Genomic DNA, 14,107 nt, shown 5'->3' on the forward strand with positions numbered 1-14,107 from the left:
CCGAAGCCCCGAGGGACTCCGGCTGGAGCACTTGCTGTTGCCCGTTCCTTTGTTTGTCATTCCCGAAGGGAATCTGCTTCTGTACTCGCTTGAGCCAGCACAAAAGCCCGGGTGCCCATCCATTCGCAGTCTCATCGCGAATGGGTGGGACGTATACCGCCCGGAGCCTAAGCCTTCCCCAGCAGCCGAGCCATCGCCTCGCCGATCTCCGCCGGCGACTTGACCACCGTAATCCCCGCCTCGGCCATCGCCTTCATCTTCTCGGCAGCCGTACCCTCGCCACCGGAGATGATCGCACCCGCATGGCCCATGCGGCGTCCCGGAGGCGCCGTCTGACCCGCGATAAAGCCGACCACCGGCTTCTTCACGAACTCCTTGATGTACTTCGCCGCAGCCTCTTCGGCCGAGCCGCCGATCTCGCCGATCATGATGATCGCCTCGGTGTCGGGGTCCTCGTTCAGCAGCTTCAGGGCGTCGATGTGCGTCGTGCCGATGATGGGGTCGCCGCCGATGCCGATCGCCGTCGACTGCCCGATGCCGCGCGTGGTGAGCTGGTAGACCGCCTCGTACGTCAGCGTGCCCGACTTCGACACGATGCCGACCGAGCCCTCCTTGTGAATCCGCCCCGGCATGATGCCGATCTTCGCCTTGCCCGGCGAGATGACGCCCGGGCAGTTCGGCCCGATCAGCACGGTCTTCGTCCGCTTCACGATCTCCCACGCCTTCACCATGTCGAGCGTCGGAATGCCCTCGGTGATGCAGATGACCAGCGGCAGACCCGCAGCCGTCGCTTCGAGAATGCCGTCCGCCGCGAACGGTGGCGGAACGAAGATCACGCTCGCGTTAGCGCCCGTCTCAGCCACAGCCTCTTCGACCGTATTGAAGACCGGAAAGCCCTCATGCGTCGTGCCGCCCTTGCCCGGCGTGACGCCGCCGACGACGAGGTTGACGCCAAATTGCTTCGCATACTCGGCGCAACCCTTGGCGTGGAACGTGCCCTCACGTCCGGTGATGCCCTGCACGATGAGCCGCGTATTTTTATCAACGAGAACGGACATTAGTTGACTCCCTTCGCAGCCGCGACAGCCAGGTCTGCAGCTTCCTTCATCGTGGTTCCAACAGAGAATTTCAGACCGGAGTCGGCAAGAATCTGACGGCCTTCCTCAACGTTCGTACCCTCAAGCCGCAGGATGATCGGAATCTGCACATTCAATTTCCGAGCCGCCGCGACCACTGCCGTGGCCAGCACATCCACGCGCAGGATACCGCCGAAGATGTTGATGAAGATCGCCTTCACGTTCGGGTCCGAGAGCAGGATGCCGAAGGCGTTCTCGATCTGCTCCTGGTTGGCGCCGCCGCCTACGTCGAGGAAGTTCGCCGCCTTGCCGCCCGCGTACTCGATGATGTCCATCGTCGCCATTGCGAGACCCGCGCCGTTCACCATGCAGGCGATGTCGCCGTCCAGCTTGATGTAGTTCAGCGAGAACTTCGACGCCTCGACCTCGAGCGGGTCCTCCTCGGCGATGTCGCGCAGCTCCTTCAGATCCTTGTGGCGGAACATCGCGTTGTCGTCGAAGTTGATCTTGCAGTCGAGCGCCAGCAGCTTGCCGTCCTTGGTCGTGATGAAGGGGTTGATCTCCATCAGGGTCGAGTCGGTCTCGATGAACGCCTTGTAGAGGCCCATCATGAACTTCACCGCGTCGTTGATCTGCGTCGACGCAAGGCCCAGCTTGAACGCCAGCTTGCGCGCCTGGTAGGGCTGCAGGCCGACCGCCGGCTCGATGTACTCCTTATAGATCAGCTCAGGCGTATCGTGCGCCACCTGCTCGATCTCCATGCCGCCCGACTGCGAGGCCATGAAGACGACCTTCGCGCTGGCGCGGTCGAGCACCAGGCCGAGGTACAGCTCGCGGTCGATCAGCGAACCCTCTTCGATCAGCAGCCGCTGAACCTTTTGCCCCTGCGGACCGGTCTGGTGGGTCACCAGCTGCATGCCGAGGATCGCCTTGGAAGCCTCGTTCGCCGCCTCGAGCGTCTTCACGACCTTGACGCCGCCGCCCTTGCCGCGACCGCCGGCGTGAATCTGCGCCTTGACGACCACCACCGGGTTCCCCGCGCTGAACAACGCCTTGGCCGCCTGGTCCGCCTGCTCGAGCGTCGTGGCCATCTCGCCACCCGGAACCGGAACGTTGTATTTCCGCAGAATCTCTTTTGCCTGATACTCGTGAATCTTCATAAAGTCTTCCCCGTCGAGATCGTGTGAGGTGCGGCGACAAGCAATCGTAACCGCAGCAATTCAAGACACGCAACGATGCCAAGCGGTAATCGGCCAGCTCGTGCGAAATTCACGCCATTGATGCGAGTATCCATGCAATGCATACTCCTGCTGTCCGATGCGGCTTAGAGCGTCTGCCACGGCGTTTTATTAAGGGCACGGCTTCAGCCGTGCCACAGAAGCCCGGAGTTCCGTGCGGCTTTAGCCGCTGAGGTACGCTCTGAACTCCGTGCCGCCACGTCCGAAAACCGTACCTCAGCGGCTGAAGCCGCACGGCTCCGGCGACGTTTGCGGCACGTCTGAAGCCGTGCCCTTGGCAAAAGGGGCACATGCCACTCCTCTTAAGGCAAATACGCCTGCTAACCTTGAAACCAGCATGGCAAGTCTCCTCCAGCAAGCCCTCAAGCGCATCCTCGAAGCCCGCGAGACCCTCGCCCGCGCCGAGGCCGCCGCACTCCTCCAGTCCATCCTGACCGAAGAGCCTTCGCACCAAACCGATCTCCAGGTAGCCGCGCTGCTCGGCGCCATGGCCTCGCGCGGCGAGACTCCGCAGGAGATCGCCGGCTTCGTCGACGCCATGCGTGCCGCCGTCATTCCTTTGCCGCTCTCGGAAGCCGAGCGGCGGACCCTCGTCGACTCATGCGGCACCGGCGGCGATAACTCCAATACCTTCAACATCTCGACCGCCGCCGCGCTGGTCGCCGCCGCCGCCGGAGCGACTGTCGCCAAGCACGGCAACCGCGCCGTCACCTCGCGCTCCGGCTCGGCCGATGTGCTCGAAGCCCTCGGCATCCCCGTCAATCTGAACCCAGATCAAGCCGCCGACGCCCTGCGCAGGCATCGCTTCGCCTTCCTGCTGGCGCCCGCGCACCACCCGGCGATGAAGGCCGTCCTGCCCATCCGCCGGGGCATCGGCGTGCGGACGATCTTCAACATCCTCGGCCCCCTGACCAACCCCGCCGGAGCGCAGGCGCAGGTGATGGGCGTCTACGCGGCGCACCTGGTCCCGCTGGTCGCCGAGGCGATGGCGCTGCTCGGCGTCCGCCACGCCTACGTCGTCCACGGGACGAACATAGGTCCCTTCGGACGCGACGGAGCCGCGCTCGCGATGGACGAACTCTCCATCACCGGCCTCAGCGAGGTCGCCGAAGTGCGCGCCGGCGAGGTAAACGCCGGCATGCTCTCCTACTCCGACTTCGGCATCCGCCACGCGCCCATCGACGCGCTGCGCGGCGGCGACGCAGCCGAAAACGCCCAGATTCTCCGCAGCATCTTCGCCGGCGAACAAGGCCCGCGCCGCGACATCGTGCAACTGAACGCCGCCGCTGTCCTGACCGCCGCCGGAGTCGCGCAGCACCTCGGCCATGGCTTCCAGATCGCCGGGGAAACGATCGACTCCGGTTCCGTAACGGAACTCGTCGCGAATCTCTCGACCTGATCGAAGATCCTACAGGGAACATTCCGGCCGGTTGCGGCGTAAGTTAAGGGGAGCAAAGGAGCCATTCCATGCCGATCCCCCTCACCGCCGCCAACGTCACCACCGCCCTCGAACTCCCCGGCCTGCGCATTACGCGCAATTTCGGCGTGGTCCGAGGCATCGTCGTGCGCTCGCGCTCGGTCTTTGGCACCATCGGCGCATCGCTGCAGACGCTGGTCGGCGGCGACATCACCATGTACACCTCGCTCTGCGAGAAGACCCGGCAGGACGCCTTCGACCGCATGATGCAGCACGCCGCGCAACATGGCGCGAACGCGATCGTCAGCTTCCGGTATGATGCAAACGAGGTCATGCAGGGCGTCACCGAGGTGCTCGCCTACGGCACGGCCGTCGTTGTCGAGGAGATCTAAACCATGGCGCGCGTGACGGGCATTGGCGGTATCTTTCTGAAGGCAAAGGATCCGAAGGCGCTCGGCGCCTGGTACGCCGAACACCTCGGCTTCACCGTGAAGCCCGGCGAGGGCGCATGCTTCTTCTGGAAGGACGAGGTTCCCGAGGGCACCGGCATGACCACCTGGTCTACCTTCGCCGAGACCACGAAGTACTTCGGCCCCGGGCCGCAGCGCGCGATGGTGAACTATCGCGTGGACGACCTCGACGCGCTGCTCGAACAGCTTGCAGCCGCCGGGGTCGAGATCGACCCCAAGCGTGACGACTACGACTTCGGACGCTTCGCCTGGATCGTCGATCCCGAGGGCAACCGTATCGAGTTGTGGCAGCCGCTGGCATAAGCGATGCAGCTTCCGATCAACCCGGCCCTGGTCGTCACGACGGATGCGCTCCCCGGCTACCGCATCGTGCGCAGCCTGGGCACGGCCGAAGGCGTCGCCGTGTCGGTTTTTACCGGTATGTTCGCCGGCGGCCAAAGCGCGATTGTCTTCGACAGCATGCGCCAGGCCTTTCTCGACATGCTCGGCCGGGCCGGCGCCCAGGGCGCGAACGCCATCGTCGGCATGCGCTACACGATGCCATCGGGCGATGAGGAGCGCATCGTCATCGCCTATGGAACCGCCGTGGTCGTCGAGCCCGTGCCCGCGTAAAACGTCCGTGAATTCCACCGGCGCGGCGCGGTTACGATAGTGCAGGCATGAATAAACCCGCTCCAGGCCGTATTGAAGTCATCGTCGGACCCATGTTCTCCGGCAAGTCCGAGGAACTCATCCGCCGCCTGAAGCGCGCGCGCATCGCACGCCAGCGCGTCGCCTGCTTCAAGCCGGCGATCGACCTGCGCTATCACCGGACATCGATCGCCTCGCACTCCTCGCAGACGCACGAGGCCCGCACGGTCACGAACACCGAGGACCTGCGCAACAATCTGCATCTGCAGCTCGACGAGGTGGAGGTGGTCGGGATCGATGAGGCGCAGTTCTTCGACGACGCGCTGGTCGGCTATACGATGGACCTCGTCCACCTGGGCAAACGCGTGCTGCTGGCCGGCCTCGACACCACATTCACCAACGAACCCTTCGGCCCGATTCCCGCGCTGATGGCGATCGCCGACGAGGTGACGAAGCTCTCCGCCGTCTGCATGGTCTGCGGCCAGCCCGCCATCCACACCCAGCGTCTGGGCCAGAGCCAGGAGCTCGTGCTGGTCGGCGCCGCCGGCATGTACGAGGCGCGCTGCCGGGCGCACTTCCATCCCTGGAAGGATGAGCACGGAGCGGAGCAGTTGGAGCTGGAAGCGATTCAGAGCGTATAGCGAAAAATGAGCTGAGAGCTTTAAGCGATACGGCTTAAAGCTCTCAGCTCATCGATGGGGCGGCTCCAACCTCAGTGCTTCGCCATCATCTCCTTCACATCCGCGCGCAGCGCCAGCGAGCTGCTCAACCGGCTATAGAACATATGCCCGCCGGGATACATCTTCACCTGCACCCTGCCCGCATCGCCCATCAGCGGCATCTGGTCGACCGTCAGGACCGAGCCCATGAACGGGCACGACAGGTCGTTCCAACCATGCGCGACCGTCACGCGCAGCTTCGGGTCGGCCGCGACGGCCTCGCGCAGATCCTCCACCGCGCCCGCCCGCAGCACCGGTCCGCCGTGATCCCACGCGCGGCTGACGTCGTAGCTCAGCGCCTCGTACCGCGCATCGGTCTTCCAGCCGACGGTCTGGGTGACGAAGTTGACCATCGCGGTCGTCGTCGGCGCGATAATGCTCTCGAGCAGCGGATCGTTCCCGCGCTGATCCGGATCGTTCGGGAAGGGATCGTAGCTGGTCACGTTCGGATCGTACCGGCTGCCCAGCTTGCCCTCGGCCCGGAAGACCTCGCGCAGATACGCCTGCGTCTCCAGCCGGCCGCCGGAGCGCTTCACGAAGACCGGATCAAGCCCAGTAATTTCAGTCACATGCGCGATCATCGCGTCGGTCGCCGCCTGGTCGGACCGGCCCTTCATCAACGCGCTCGCGTACTCCGTGCGGGTGTACGCAATCACCGGCGCCATGGTCGCGTCCGACAGCTTCTTCTCGCGCTCGTAGTGCGCGGCGGTGATCGACGGTAGCGTCACCATCCAGGGAATCGGCGACAGATCGCCCATATCCCCGATTGCCGGGTTGAGATAGGGCGAGACCAGCACCACGCCGTTCAGCGCCACGCCCAACTGCGTCTGCAGATAGTGCGTCACGCGCGGCCCGCGGTACCCACCATAGCTCTCGCCGACGAAGTACTTCTTCGAGCTCAGGCGGCCATTCTTCACCAGCCAGTCGTACACCACGCGCGACAGGTACTCGATATCGGACTGCGCGTTGTAGAAGGTCTTCTTCGTGTCGGCCTCGTTCAGCAGCGAGCGGCTGAAGCCTGTGCCGATGGGATCGATGAAGACGATATCGGTAAAGTCAAGCCACGTGCCCGGATTATCCAGCAGCACCGCCGGGTCCGACGGGCTATCGCCCTCCGAGCCGAACGCCACCTTCTTCGGCCCGATCGCCCCCAGATTCAGATACACCGACGCCGCTCCCGGCCCGCCGTTCATCGCAAACGTCACCGGGCGGTCCTTCCCTTCAACGACATAGGAGGTGAAGACGACCTCGCCCGTAGCTTTTCCCTCGCCGTTCTTCGTCTGGATCGTCCCGACAGTCGCGGTGTAATGCAGCGGCTTGCCGTCAAGCGTGATCGTCTGCGCGACATGCGCATCGGCCGGCAGAGACGGCGCGGCGGGGGCGGCCTTGGCAGGCTTGTCGTCCTCGGCCCGCAGACCCGCAGGCAGACAGACGAAGACCGAGGCCAGTACGACGCCAGAGACCCAGCGAACGACAGGAGCGAAGCGTGAAAGATTCATGGATTAACGATACATCGCGGCGTTGCATCCAGTTTGGAATCGGATGCGGGGGGGGGCTATGCCCGAAAACGCCGCTTCATCGCCGTCACCCGCCGCAGCACGGAGGTCTCCGCGGCGTGCAGCACGGGAAACTCATGCGACGAATGCGTGCGGCGCGGCTTCATCTCCGTCTGGACGCAGTTGCGTCCCTGCTGCTTCGCGCTGTAGAGCGCACGGTCGGCGCGGGCGAGGATCTCCGCGACCAGGTCGGACCGGCTGGCGATCGTCCACCCCATGCTGACGGTGGGGATGGGCTCCGCCACGCCCTCCGCCGGACGCATCGAGACCTCGCGCAGAATCCGGTCGCACACCGCCTGGGCGTCGAACTCCGACGCGCCCGGCAGCAGGATCAGGAACTCGTCGCCGCCCAGCCGTCCGCAGGCGTCGTACGGGCGGAGCTGCCTCGATATCGAAGCGACGACGTGCCGCAGGACCTCGTCCCCGGCGGCGTGCCCGCCCAGGTCGTTGAAGGCCTTGAAGTTATCGACATCCAGCAACGCGATGGCGAAGCTGGTCGCTCCGCGCCGTGCGCGTTCCAGCTCCACGGCCATCAACTCTTCGATGCCCAGCCGGTTCAGCGCGCCGGTCAGGGTGTCGCGCCGGGCATCCTGCTCGATGCCCGCCGTCACCTGCTGACCCACCAGCGCGAGGCACAGAATGCCGAGTCCCAGCGCGCTGAGCAGCGCACTGAGGGTGTAGCCCGCCTGCACCGGGTCGTATTGAAAGATGCTCGCCGAGGGCGCTACCACCAGCGTACCCAGGCTGCGGAGCAGATTAACCAACATGGACGCCGCGACGAAGCCAAGCGTCCAGCGCTGCAGCCTCGACCACGGCCGATGCCGGGCCACACCGATCGCCAGATATAGCTTCAACAAAAAGCTGGTCGCCGAGATGATGCCGATGCGCGTGATGATCTGTGTATCGACCTGTCCATGAATCGCCAGGCTGGCCAGTCCAACCGCCGCGACGGCAACGGGAAAGCCATAGCTGGGGCGCATGCGCAGCGACTCCGCGACGCCCCGGTAGAAGAGGATAAACCCGGTCCAGAGCAGCCCGTTGGCGACCACGAAGCTGGGCGTATCCAGCACCGGACCGCGCAGCAGAAAGATGCCTGCGGCGAAGCTCGAACAGAAGAAACCCTGCGCCATGGCATGCGCCCCGCGAATATGCGGAAAGCGCCGCGCCAGCAGCAGCAACACCACGCCGAAGACCAGGCACAGCAGGCACGCAGCCGCACATTGGGTTCCAATATCGAAATGGAAACTGGTCGTCATCGCCGCTAACGGACATCTTATGGACTCGCACGTATGACAGGCGATGACACTTTCGTTACGTGGAACACGCAACGCCAGCCCCCACGCATCCAAATCGGGACGCTACGCGATATGGCTCATACGCCGTACTATTTGTACAGAAGCTCTGGGAGAAGACAACCGCCATGCGCATGAAGCTCCAGCACCTCGCCATCCCCGCCGCACTCGCCATCACGCTGCTCGCCACGCCCGCCTTTGCCAAGGCCAAGCCCGGCGCAACCGTCATCGCCCTGAAGACCAGCGACGGCAAAGACGCCGGGACCGCCACCTTCAAGGAGACCAAAAAGGGCAAGCTGAAGATCGACCTGAAGCTGATGAACCTGCCCATGGGCGACCACGCCGTCCACATCCACGCCAAGCCCGTCTGCGACGCGCCGGACTTCAAGGGCGCGGGCGGCCACTTCAATCCCGAGACCAAGCAGCACGGTCTGCAGAACCCCCTGGGCCACCACGCCGGCGACCTGCCGCAGAACGTCACCGTCAACGGCGGCGGCACGGCCGAGGTCAGCTTCACAGTCGACTACCTGTCGATCGGCACCGGCACGGCAAACGACATCCTCGCCAACGGCGGTACGGCCATCATGATCCACGAGAAGGCCGACGACATGAAGACCGACCCGACGGGCAATGCGGGAAATCGCATCGCCTGCGGCGTCATCGTCCCACCAGCGATGTAGTTCCCGTGAACGGAAAAGAGCATTCGGGTGCCCCATCCTTCGCGCCTCTGCGAAGGGTGGGACGTAACCAGCTCGGACAGCGTACGTCCCACCCTTTCGAGAATCCGAAAGGATGGGGCGCCCAGGCATTGATCTCACTGAAAACCTACGGAACTACAGAAGACGCCCCTGCGTATAGATGCGCATGGGCGTCTTTCACATGCCGATCTCCTTTATCACCGGCTTTCGCGGGTTGACTCCGCAAACGCAGCCGCCTGCACGTACGCCGCAGGCGGCTGCGCACGCTACACTGCTGCCAGTCCAGAAAACTCCCGAGGCCCGGTTGCAGCGCACGCCCGAAGAACAAGCCGAGCAGGACGCCCTCGCAGCGCTCGTCCGCCAGTGCATGGCCGGCGACCAGCGCGCGTGGCATCAGATGGTGACCGGCCAGCACCGCCGGGTCTACGCCATCTGCTACCGATTCACCGGCTCGCCGACCGAGGCCGAGGACATGACCCAGGATGTCTTCCTGAAGGTCTACCGGAATCTTTCGAGCTTCGACCAGCAGAAGGGCAACTTCCAGACCTGGATCACCACCCTGACCCGCAACCTGCTGGTCGACAACTTCCGCCGCACCCGGCTCGAACGCGCAAGCGAAAGCCTGGACGCGACGTTGTCCGGAGAGCCGGACGGCCCAACCATGGCCGACCGTTTGACCGATTCCGGCATCTCGCAGGAACAGCATGTCGCCGGTCTTGAACTTAAGGCGCGCATTCAATTAGCGTTGCAACAACTGTCGCCCGAGCTGCGCGAGGCGGTCATCCTCCGCGACCTCGAAGATATGGACTACAAAGAGATTGCGCTCGTTCTCCAGGTTCCTGAAGGCACCGTTAAGAGCCGCATCAGCCGCGGTCGCGGGGAACTTGCGAAGCTACTTTCACGTATAGATGGAGGTAGGGCTTGATGATACTCCTTACCGGTTGGTCGATCGCAACTCCGATTCGCATGATAGATGGACAGGTGGTATAAGATGGCGAACTTCCCACAATTCGGCCCCCCCTACAGCATGGACTGCGACCTCTGCGAAGCCAGCATCATGGACGCACTCGACGGCTCACTCAGCGTCCAGGAGCAGGCCGCCTTCGACCGGCATATCGCCTCGTGCGCAACCTGCAGCCAGATGCTGGCCGACGCCCAACGCGGCGCCGCATGGCTGGAGATGCTGCGCACGCCGCGCCCCGAGCCTTCGGCCGCCTTGCTGGAGCGCATCATCCTCCAGACCAGCGGCGCCGAGAGCCAGACCGCGCACCCCACAGAGATTGAACTTGGCCGGACGATTCCGTTCGTACCCGCCAAGATGACCCCGGTATCCAACCCAACCCGCGGGGTCATCCTCCCTTTCCGCAGCCGCGTCGCCGCGCTCGGCCAGACGTACCTGCAGCCGCGCCTGATGATGACGGCCGCCATGGCCTTCTTCTCGATCGCCCTGACCATGAACCTGACCGGCGTCCGGTTGAGCGAACTTCACGCCTCGGACCTGACCCCGTCGGGCATCTCGCGCAATCTGAACGCAGTTCGCGGACACGCCGTGCGCTACTACGACAATCTGCCGGTGGTCTACGAGCTCGAATCCCGCCTGAACAGCCTGAAGAGCGACGACGACGACCGCAATCCCTATCGCCCGGGACGAGACGCCTTCGACGGCAGCCAGTCCGACGGCGACGCCAAGCCGGCCGCGAAGCCCGAGCAGCAACCCGAAAAGCCGGAGCCGAAGCGCCAGCCCGGCCCCGGCACCAGCCGCCGCGAGACCCCGGACTTCGCTCCGGACCGCCAGAACACTTTCCACACCGTCAGCCTCAACAGCTCCCGGAAGATCACCAAAGAAGGAGGACAGGTATGAGCAGCTTCGACAGCACCCGTCCTGAGCCGAACAATCCGGAAGAGCGCGTAGCCTTCTGCCAACACTGCGGCAAGCCCCTGACCGCGGAGACCATCCGCCGCGTAGGCCCCGCCGTCTACTGCGAACCCTGCCTGGAGGCGCGCCTTGGCGGCACGCCCGGCTCGAACCCCGCCGGCGCACCCGGCTACACACCCGTCGACCCCGGCCCCGCGAGTGGTTGGACGGCCCCGGTCAGCACCGGCGTGCCCAATCCCGGCCTCGCCGCGCTGCTCGGCTTCATCCCCGGCGTGGGCGCCATGTACAACGAGCAGTACGCGAAGGGCCTCGTGCATCTGCTGGTCTTCGCCACGCTCGTCATGCTCTCGAACGCCAACGGCATCTTCGGCCTGTTCGTCGCAGGCTGGGTCTTCTACATGGTGATCGAGGCGCACCACACCGCGCGCGCCCGCCGCGACGGTATGCCCCTGCCCAACCCCTTTGGCCTGAACGACATCGGCGAGCGCATGGGCTTTGGACGCAGTTGGCCCATGTATCCTCCGACGCCAAACCCGTACACGCCGCCCACCGATCCCGCCACGGCAGGCGCCTACACCGCGCCGCCCGTTCCCCCGGTCGAACCCGGCCCGTGGAACACGCAGACCGGCCAGCAGACCTACCGCGAGGCGAGCTGGGGCGCGCCCGCAGACACCTACGCACACGTGCCGCCGATCCCTCCCGTGCCGCCGATGCCGCCTTATGGCGCCGCATACGCGGCGGTCGATCCGGGCATACCGCCCTACGCCCCCCCGTACGTGCCGCCGCGCAATCGCTTTCCCGGCGGAGCGATCTGGCTGATCGGCCTGGGCGTGCTCTTCCTCATCGGCGATACGGGACTCTTCAATTTCATCTCCGGCACCGTGTGCATCGGCATCCTCCTCGTCGGCCTTGGCGGCTGGATCTTCTACAACAAGCTGACCGAGACGGGCCACGGCCTGGCCGACGACGGCACTCCGTTCTACCGGCTGCGACTCTACCGCGCGCTGCGCTCGAGCATCTGGCTGTCCGCCATTGGGCTCATGCTGATGTTGAACGGCTTCCGCATCCTGCGCTGGGAGCATAGCTGGCCCTGGTTTCTGATCCTTGCCGGCGCACTGGCCCTGCTGGAACGCATGACCTACAACAATATCGCGACCGCGCCGACGATGCCGCCCGTACCGGAACCCGCATCCTCCGCGGCGCCCACCACCCAGTCGATCGTACCCTTCACCCGGCGCGATGAGGAAGGACGATAATCATGGCCACCTATCCGCCACCGCAACCCGGGACGCCCTACGGCTTCAATGCCAAGGATCAGGCTCGCGCCGCCCGTCAGCAGTTCAAGGCCCAGCTCCGCGCTCAGAAGCAGGCTGCCCAGGCTCAGCGCGACCTTTACCGTCAACAGATGCGCGCCATGCGCCGCACCTCCATCGTTGGACCGCTGCTCCTGGTCGCCATCGGCGTCGGCTTCCTGCTCATCCAGACAGGACGCGTCAGTATGCAGCGCGCCGGAGAGCTTTACTCCCACTGGTGGCCGCTGCTCTTCATCGGCGCCGGCGTCATCGTCCTGATCGAATGGGGCATCGACGCCGTGACGCAGCACGAGGGCGTTCCGGTTGGCCGGCGCGGCATCGGCGCGGGAGTGGTCTTTCTACTCATCCTGCTCTCGCTCGTGGGCGGCGGTTTCCAGATCGCTCGCAATCCAGAACTGATGGAACATGGTTTCGCCATCACGCCGGATAACTGGGAGCAGTTTCTCGGCGAAAAGCGCGAGTCTGATCAGACGATCGATCAGGACTTCAAGCCCGGCACGGCGCTCGCCATCGACAACCCGCACGGCGATACGCACGTCAGCGGCGGCAGCACCGACAACCAGATCCACGTCACCGTCCATCGGACTGTCTTCAGCAGCACGGACTCCGGCGCCGACTCTCGCATGCAGAAGCTCGACCTCAGCTCGGCCACCATCGGCAATGCGCTGACACTCTCCGTTCCCTATGTCGAGGGCGCCACCACCGACATCACCGTCAGCGTGCCGGACTTCGCCGCAACCACGGTCACCACCAACCACGGCGACGTCCACGTCGACTCCATCAAAGGCAACGTCTCGGTCACGGCCAACCATGGCGATGTCGATCTCATGGCCATCACCGGCGACATCTCGACGCACATCAACAGCAACAGCTCCGACTTTTCCGCGCACTCCGTCACCGGCTCGGTCGACCTCCGCGGCCACGCTCAGAACATTACGTTGAGCGAGATCCGCGGCGGCGCCAGCATGCAGGGCGAGTTCTACGGAACGATCCACGTGGAGCACGTCACGGGAGATACGAGCTTCAAGACCAGCCGCACCGACCTCCGCCTCGGTCGCCTGGACGGCGAGCTGGACATCAGCTCCGACTCCAACCTCAGCGTCGATCAAGCGTCCGGGCCGTTCGTCCTCAACACCCGCAATCGCAACATCACGCTGGAACGCGTGGCCGGCGACATCTCGATCGGCAACCGGAACGGAAAGGTCGAAGTGACCGCCGCGCCGCCGACAGGCAACATCAACATCGAAAATCGCAACGACTCCGTCTCGGTCACCGTCCCGGACAACGCCGGTTACACTGTCCAGGCCGACACCCAGAACGGAAATATCCAGAACGAGTTCGATCTCTCCCGGCAAAGCCAGGGCAAGCGCAACTCGGCAACCGGAAAGATCGGCGCGGGCGGTCCAAGCATCCGCATCGTGACGACCGATGGAGACATCACACTGAACAAGGCCTCCGTTCCGCCGCTTCCGCCATCGCCGCCGGCTCCCCCGAAGCTGACGGCGGTCCCCACCCCTCCCAAGCCCCCGGCAGAGCCCGGATCGCCGCGCTCCGAGGCCGAAAAGGCGCTTGCCGAGGCGAAAAAAGCTCAACAGGAGGCCAACAAGGCCGTTCAGGAGGCGGAACGCCAGGCAGCCGAGACCGCCCGGAAAGCCCAGAAAGCCACAAACAACCAGTAAATCTAGCCGTGCGAAAGAGCGAATGCCTGCAGCCCTTCAAGGGTGCAGGCATTTCGATTTGCGGATTATATCGGTTTGCGGCTCGAATTCAGGTCGTCTCGCTCGAGATCTTGTCACCTGGGCGGAGCGAAGCACCTGCTCTT

General features: G+C 64.6%; 14 protein-coding genes. 10 read left to right on the top strand and 4 right to left on the bottom strand.

Translation table 11 applies throughout. The annotated features are described in order from the left end of the window. Window positions 1-167 precede the first annotated feature (167 nt). Complete coding sequence (gene sucD / locus CHB87_RS16395; protein WP_089409516.1) at window positions 168-1,058, bottom strand: succinate--CoA ligase subunit alpha; 891 nt, start codon at window positions 1,056-1,058, stop codon at window positions 168-170. Further along, entirely contained in the window at window positions 1,058-2,236 is a 1,179-nt protein-coding gene (gene sucC, locus CHB87_RS16400) for an ADP-forming succinate--CoA ligase subunit beta (RefSeq protein ID WP_089409517.1), read from the bottom strand. The genes sucD and sucC overlap by 1 nt, the downstream gene beginning before the upstream one ends. 415 nt (window positions 2,237-2,651) lie before the next feature. On the opposite strand from sucC, the gene trpD reads away from it, so the two are divergent. From trpD to CHB87_RS16425, 5 genes are all read left to right on the top strand, one after another. After that, entirely contained in the window at window positions 2,652-3,713 is a 1,062-nt protein-coding gene (gene trpD, locus CHB87_RS16405; protein ID WP_089409518.1) for an anthranilate phosphoribosyltransferase, read from the top strand. A 68-nt stretch (window positions 3,714-3,781) separates the two neighbouring features. Further along, on the top strand, window positions 3,782-4,123 hold the full coding sequence (locus tag CHB87_RS16410; RefSeq protein WP_089409519.1) for a YbjQ family protein: 342 nt from the start codon (window positions 3,782-3,784) through the stop codon (window positions 4,121-4,123). A gap of 3 nt (window positions 4,124-4,126) precedes the next feature. Further along, complete coding sequence (locus CHB87_RS16415; RefSeq protein ID WP_089409520.1) at window positions 4,127-4,504, top strand: VOC family protein; 378 nt, start codon at window positions 4,127-4,129, stop codon at window positions 4,502-4,504. A gap of 3 nt (window positions 4,505-4,507) precedes the next feature. After that, window positions 4,508-4,813 carry a YbjQ family protein gene (locus CHB87_RS16420; RefSeq protein ID WP_089409521.1) on the top strand — a complete coding sequence of 102 codons (306 nt, stop codon included), beginning with the start codon at window positions 4,508-4,510 and terminating at the stop codon, window positions 4,811-4,813. Window positions 4,814-4,860: 47 nt separating this feature from the next. Further along, window positions 4,861-5,472: a thymidine kinase gene (locus CHB87_RS16425; protein ID WP_089409522.1), complete on the top strand. Its 612-nt coding sequence runs from the start codon at window positions 4,861-4,863 to the stop codon at window positions 5,470-5,472. A gap of 71 nt (window positions 5,473-5,543) precedes the next feature. Here the strand turns inward: CHB87_RS16425 and CHB87_RS16430 are convergent, their stop codons facing one another. Further along, window positions 5,544-7,049, bottom strand: coding sequence for a S10 family peptidase (locus CHB87_RS16430; protein WP_089409523.1), 1,506 nt, complete (start codon window positions 7,047-7,049; stop codon window positions 5,544-5,546). Between the two features lie 56 nt (window positions 7,050-7,105). Beyond that, the gene (locus tag CHB87_RS16435; RefSeq protein WP_089409524.1) at window positions 7,106-8,362 is read right to left on the bottom strand and encodes a GGDEF domain-containing protein; all 1,257 of its coding nucleotides are present in this window, start codon (window positions 8,360-8,362) and stop codon (window positions 7,106-7,108) included. A gap of 164 nt (window positions 8,363-8,526) precedes the next feature. On the opposite strand from CHB87_RS16435, the gene CHB87_RS16440 reads away from it, so the two are divergent. The 5 genes from CHB87_RS16440 to CHB87_RS16460 all read left to right on the top strand — a co-directional run bounded on the left by CHB87_RS16440 (window position 8,527) and on the right by CHB87_RS16460 (window position 13,964). Continuing rightward, window positions 8,527-9,078 (top strand): superoxide dismutase family protein, encoded by a 552-nt coding sequence (locus CHB87_RS16440; RefSeq protein ID WP_089409525.1) that lies wholly within the window; start codon window positions 8,527-8,529, stop codon window positions 9,076-9,078. Between the two features lie 199 nt (window positions 9,079-9,277). Then, on the top strand, window positions 9,278-10,021 hold the full coding sequence (locus CHB87_RS16445; protein ID WP_245818045.1) for an RNA polymerase sigma factor: 744 nt from the start codon (window positions 9,278-9,280) through the stop codon (window positions 10,019-10,021). Between the two features lie 66 nt (window positions 10,022-10,087). After that, a complete protein-coding gene (locus tag CHB87_RS16450; protein ID WP_176441812.1) occupies window positions 10,088-10,957 on the top strand; it encodes an anti-sigma factor family protein in 870 nt (289 codons plus the stop codon). Beyond that, window positions 10,954-12,228: a hypothetical protein gene (locus tag CHB87_RS16455; protein ID WP_089409528.1), complete on the top strand. Its 1,275-nt coding sequence runs from the start codon at window positions 10,954-10,956 to the stop codon at window positions 12,226-12,228. Before CHB87_RS16450 ends, CHB87_RS16455 begins: the two co-directional genes overlap by 4 nt. 2 nt (window positions 12,229-12,230) lie before the next feature. Continuing rightward, entirely contained in the window at window positions 12,231-13,964 is a 1,734-nt protein-coding gene (locus CHB87_RS16460; RefSeq protein WP_089409529.1) for a DUF4097 family beta strand repeat-containing protein, read from the top strand. The last annotated feature ends 143 nt before the right edge of the window (window positions 13,965-14,107 follow it).

This window comes from Granulicella rosea, assembly GCF_900188085.1.
Classification (GTDB): domain Bacteria; phylum Acidobacteriota; class Terriglobia; order Terriglobales; family Acidobacteriaceae; genus Edaphobacter; species Edaphobacter rosea.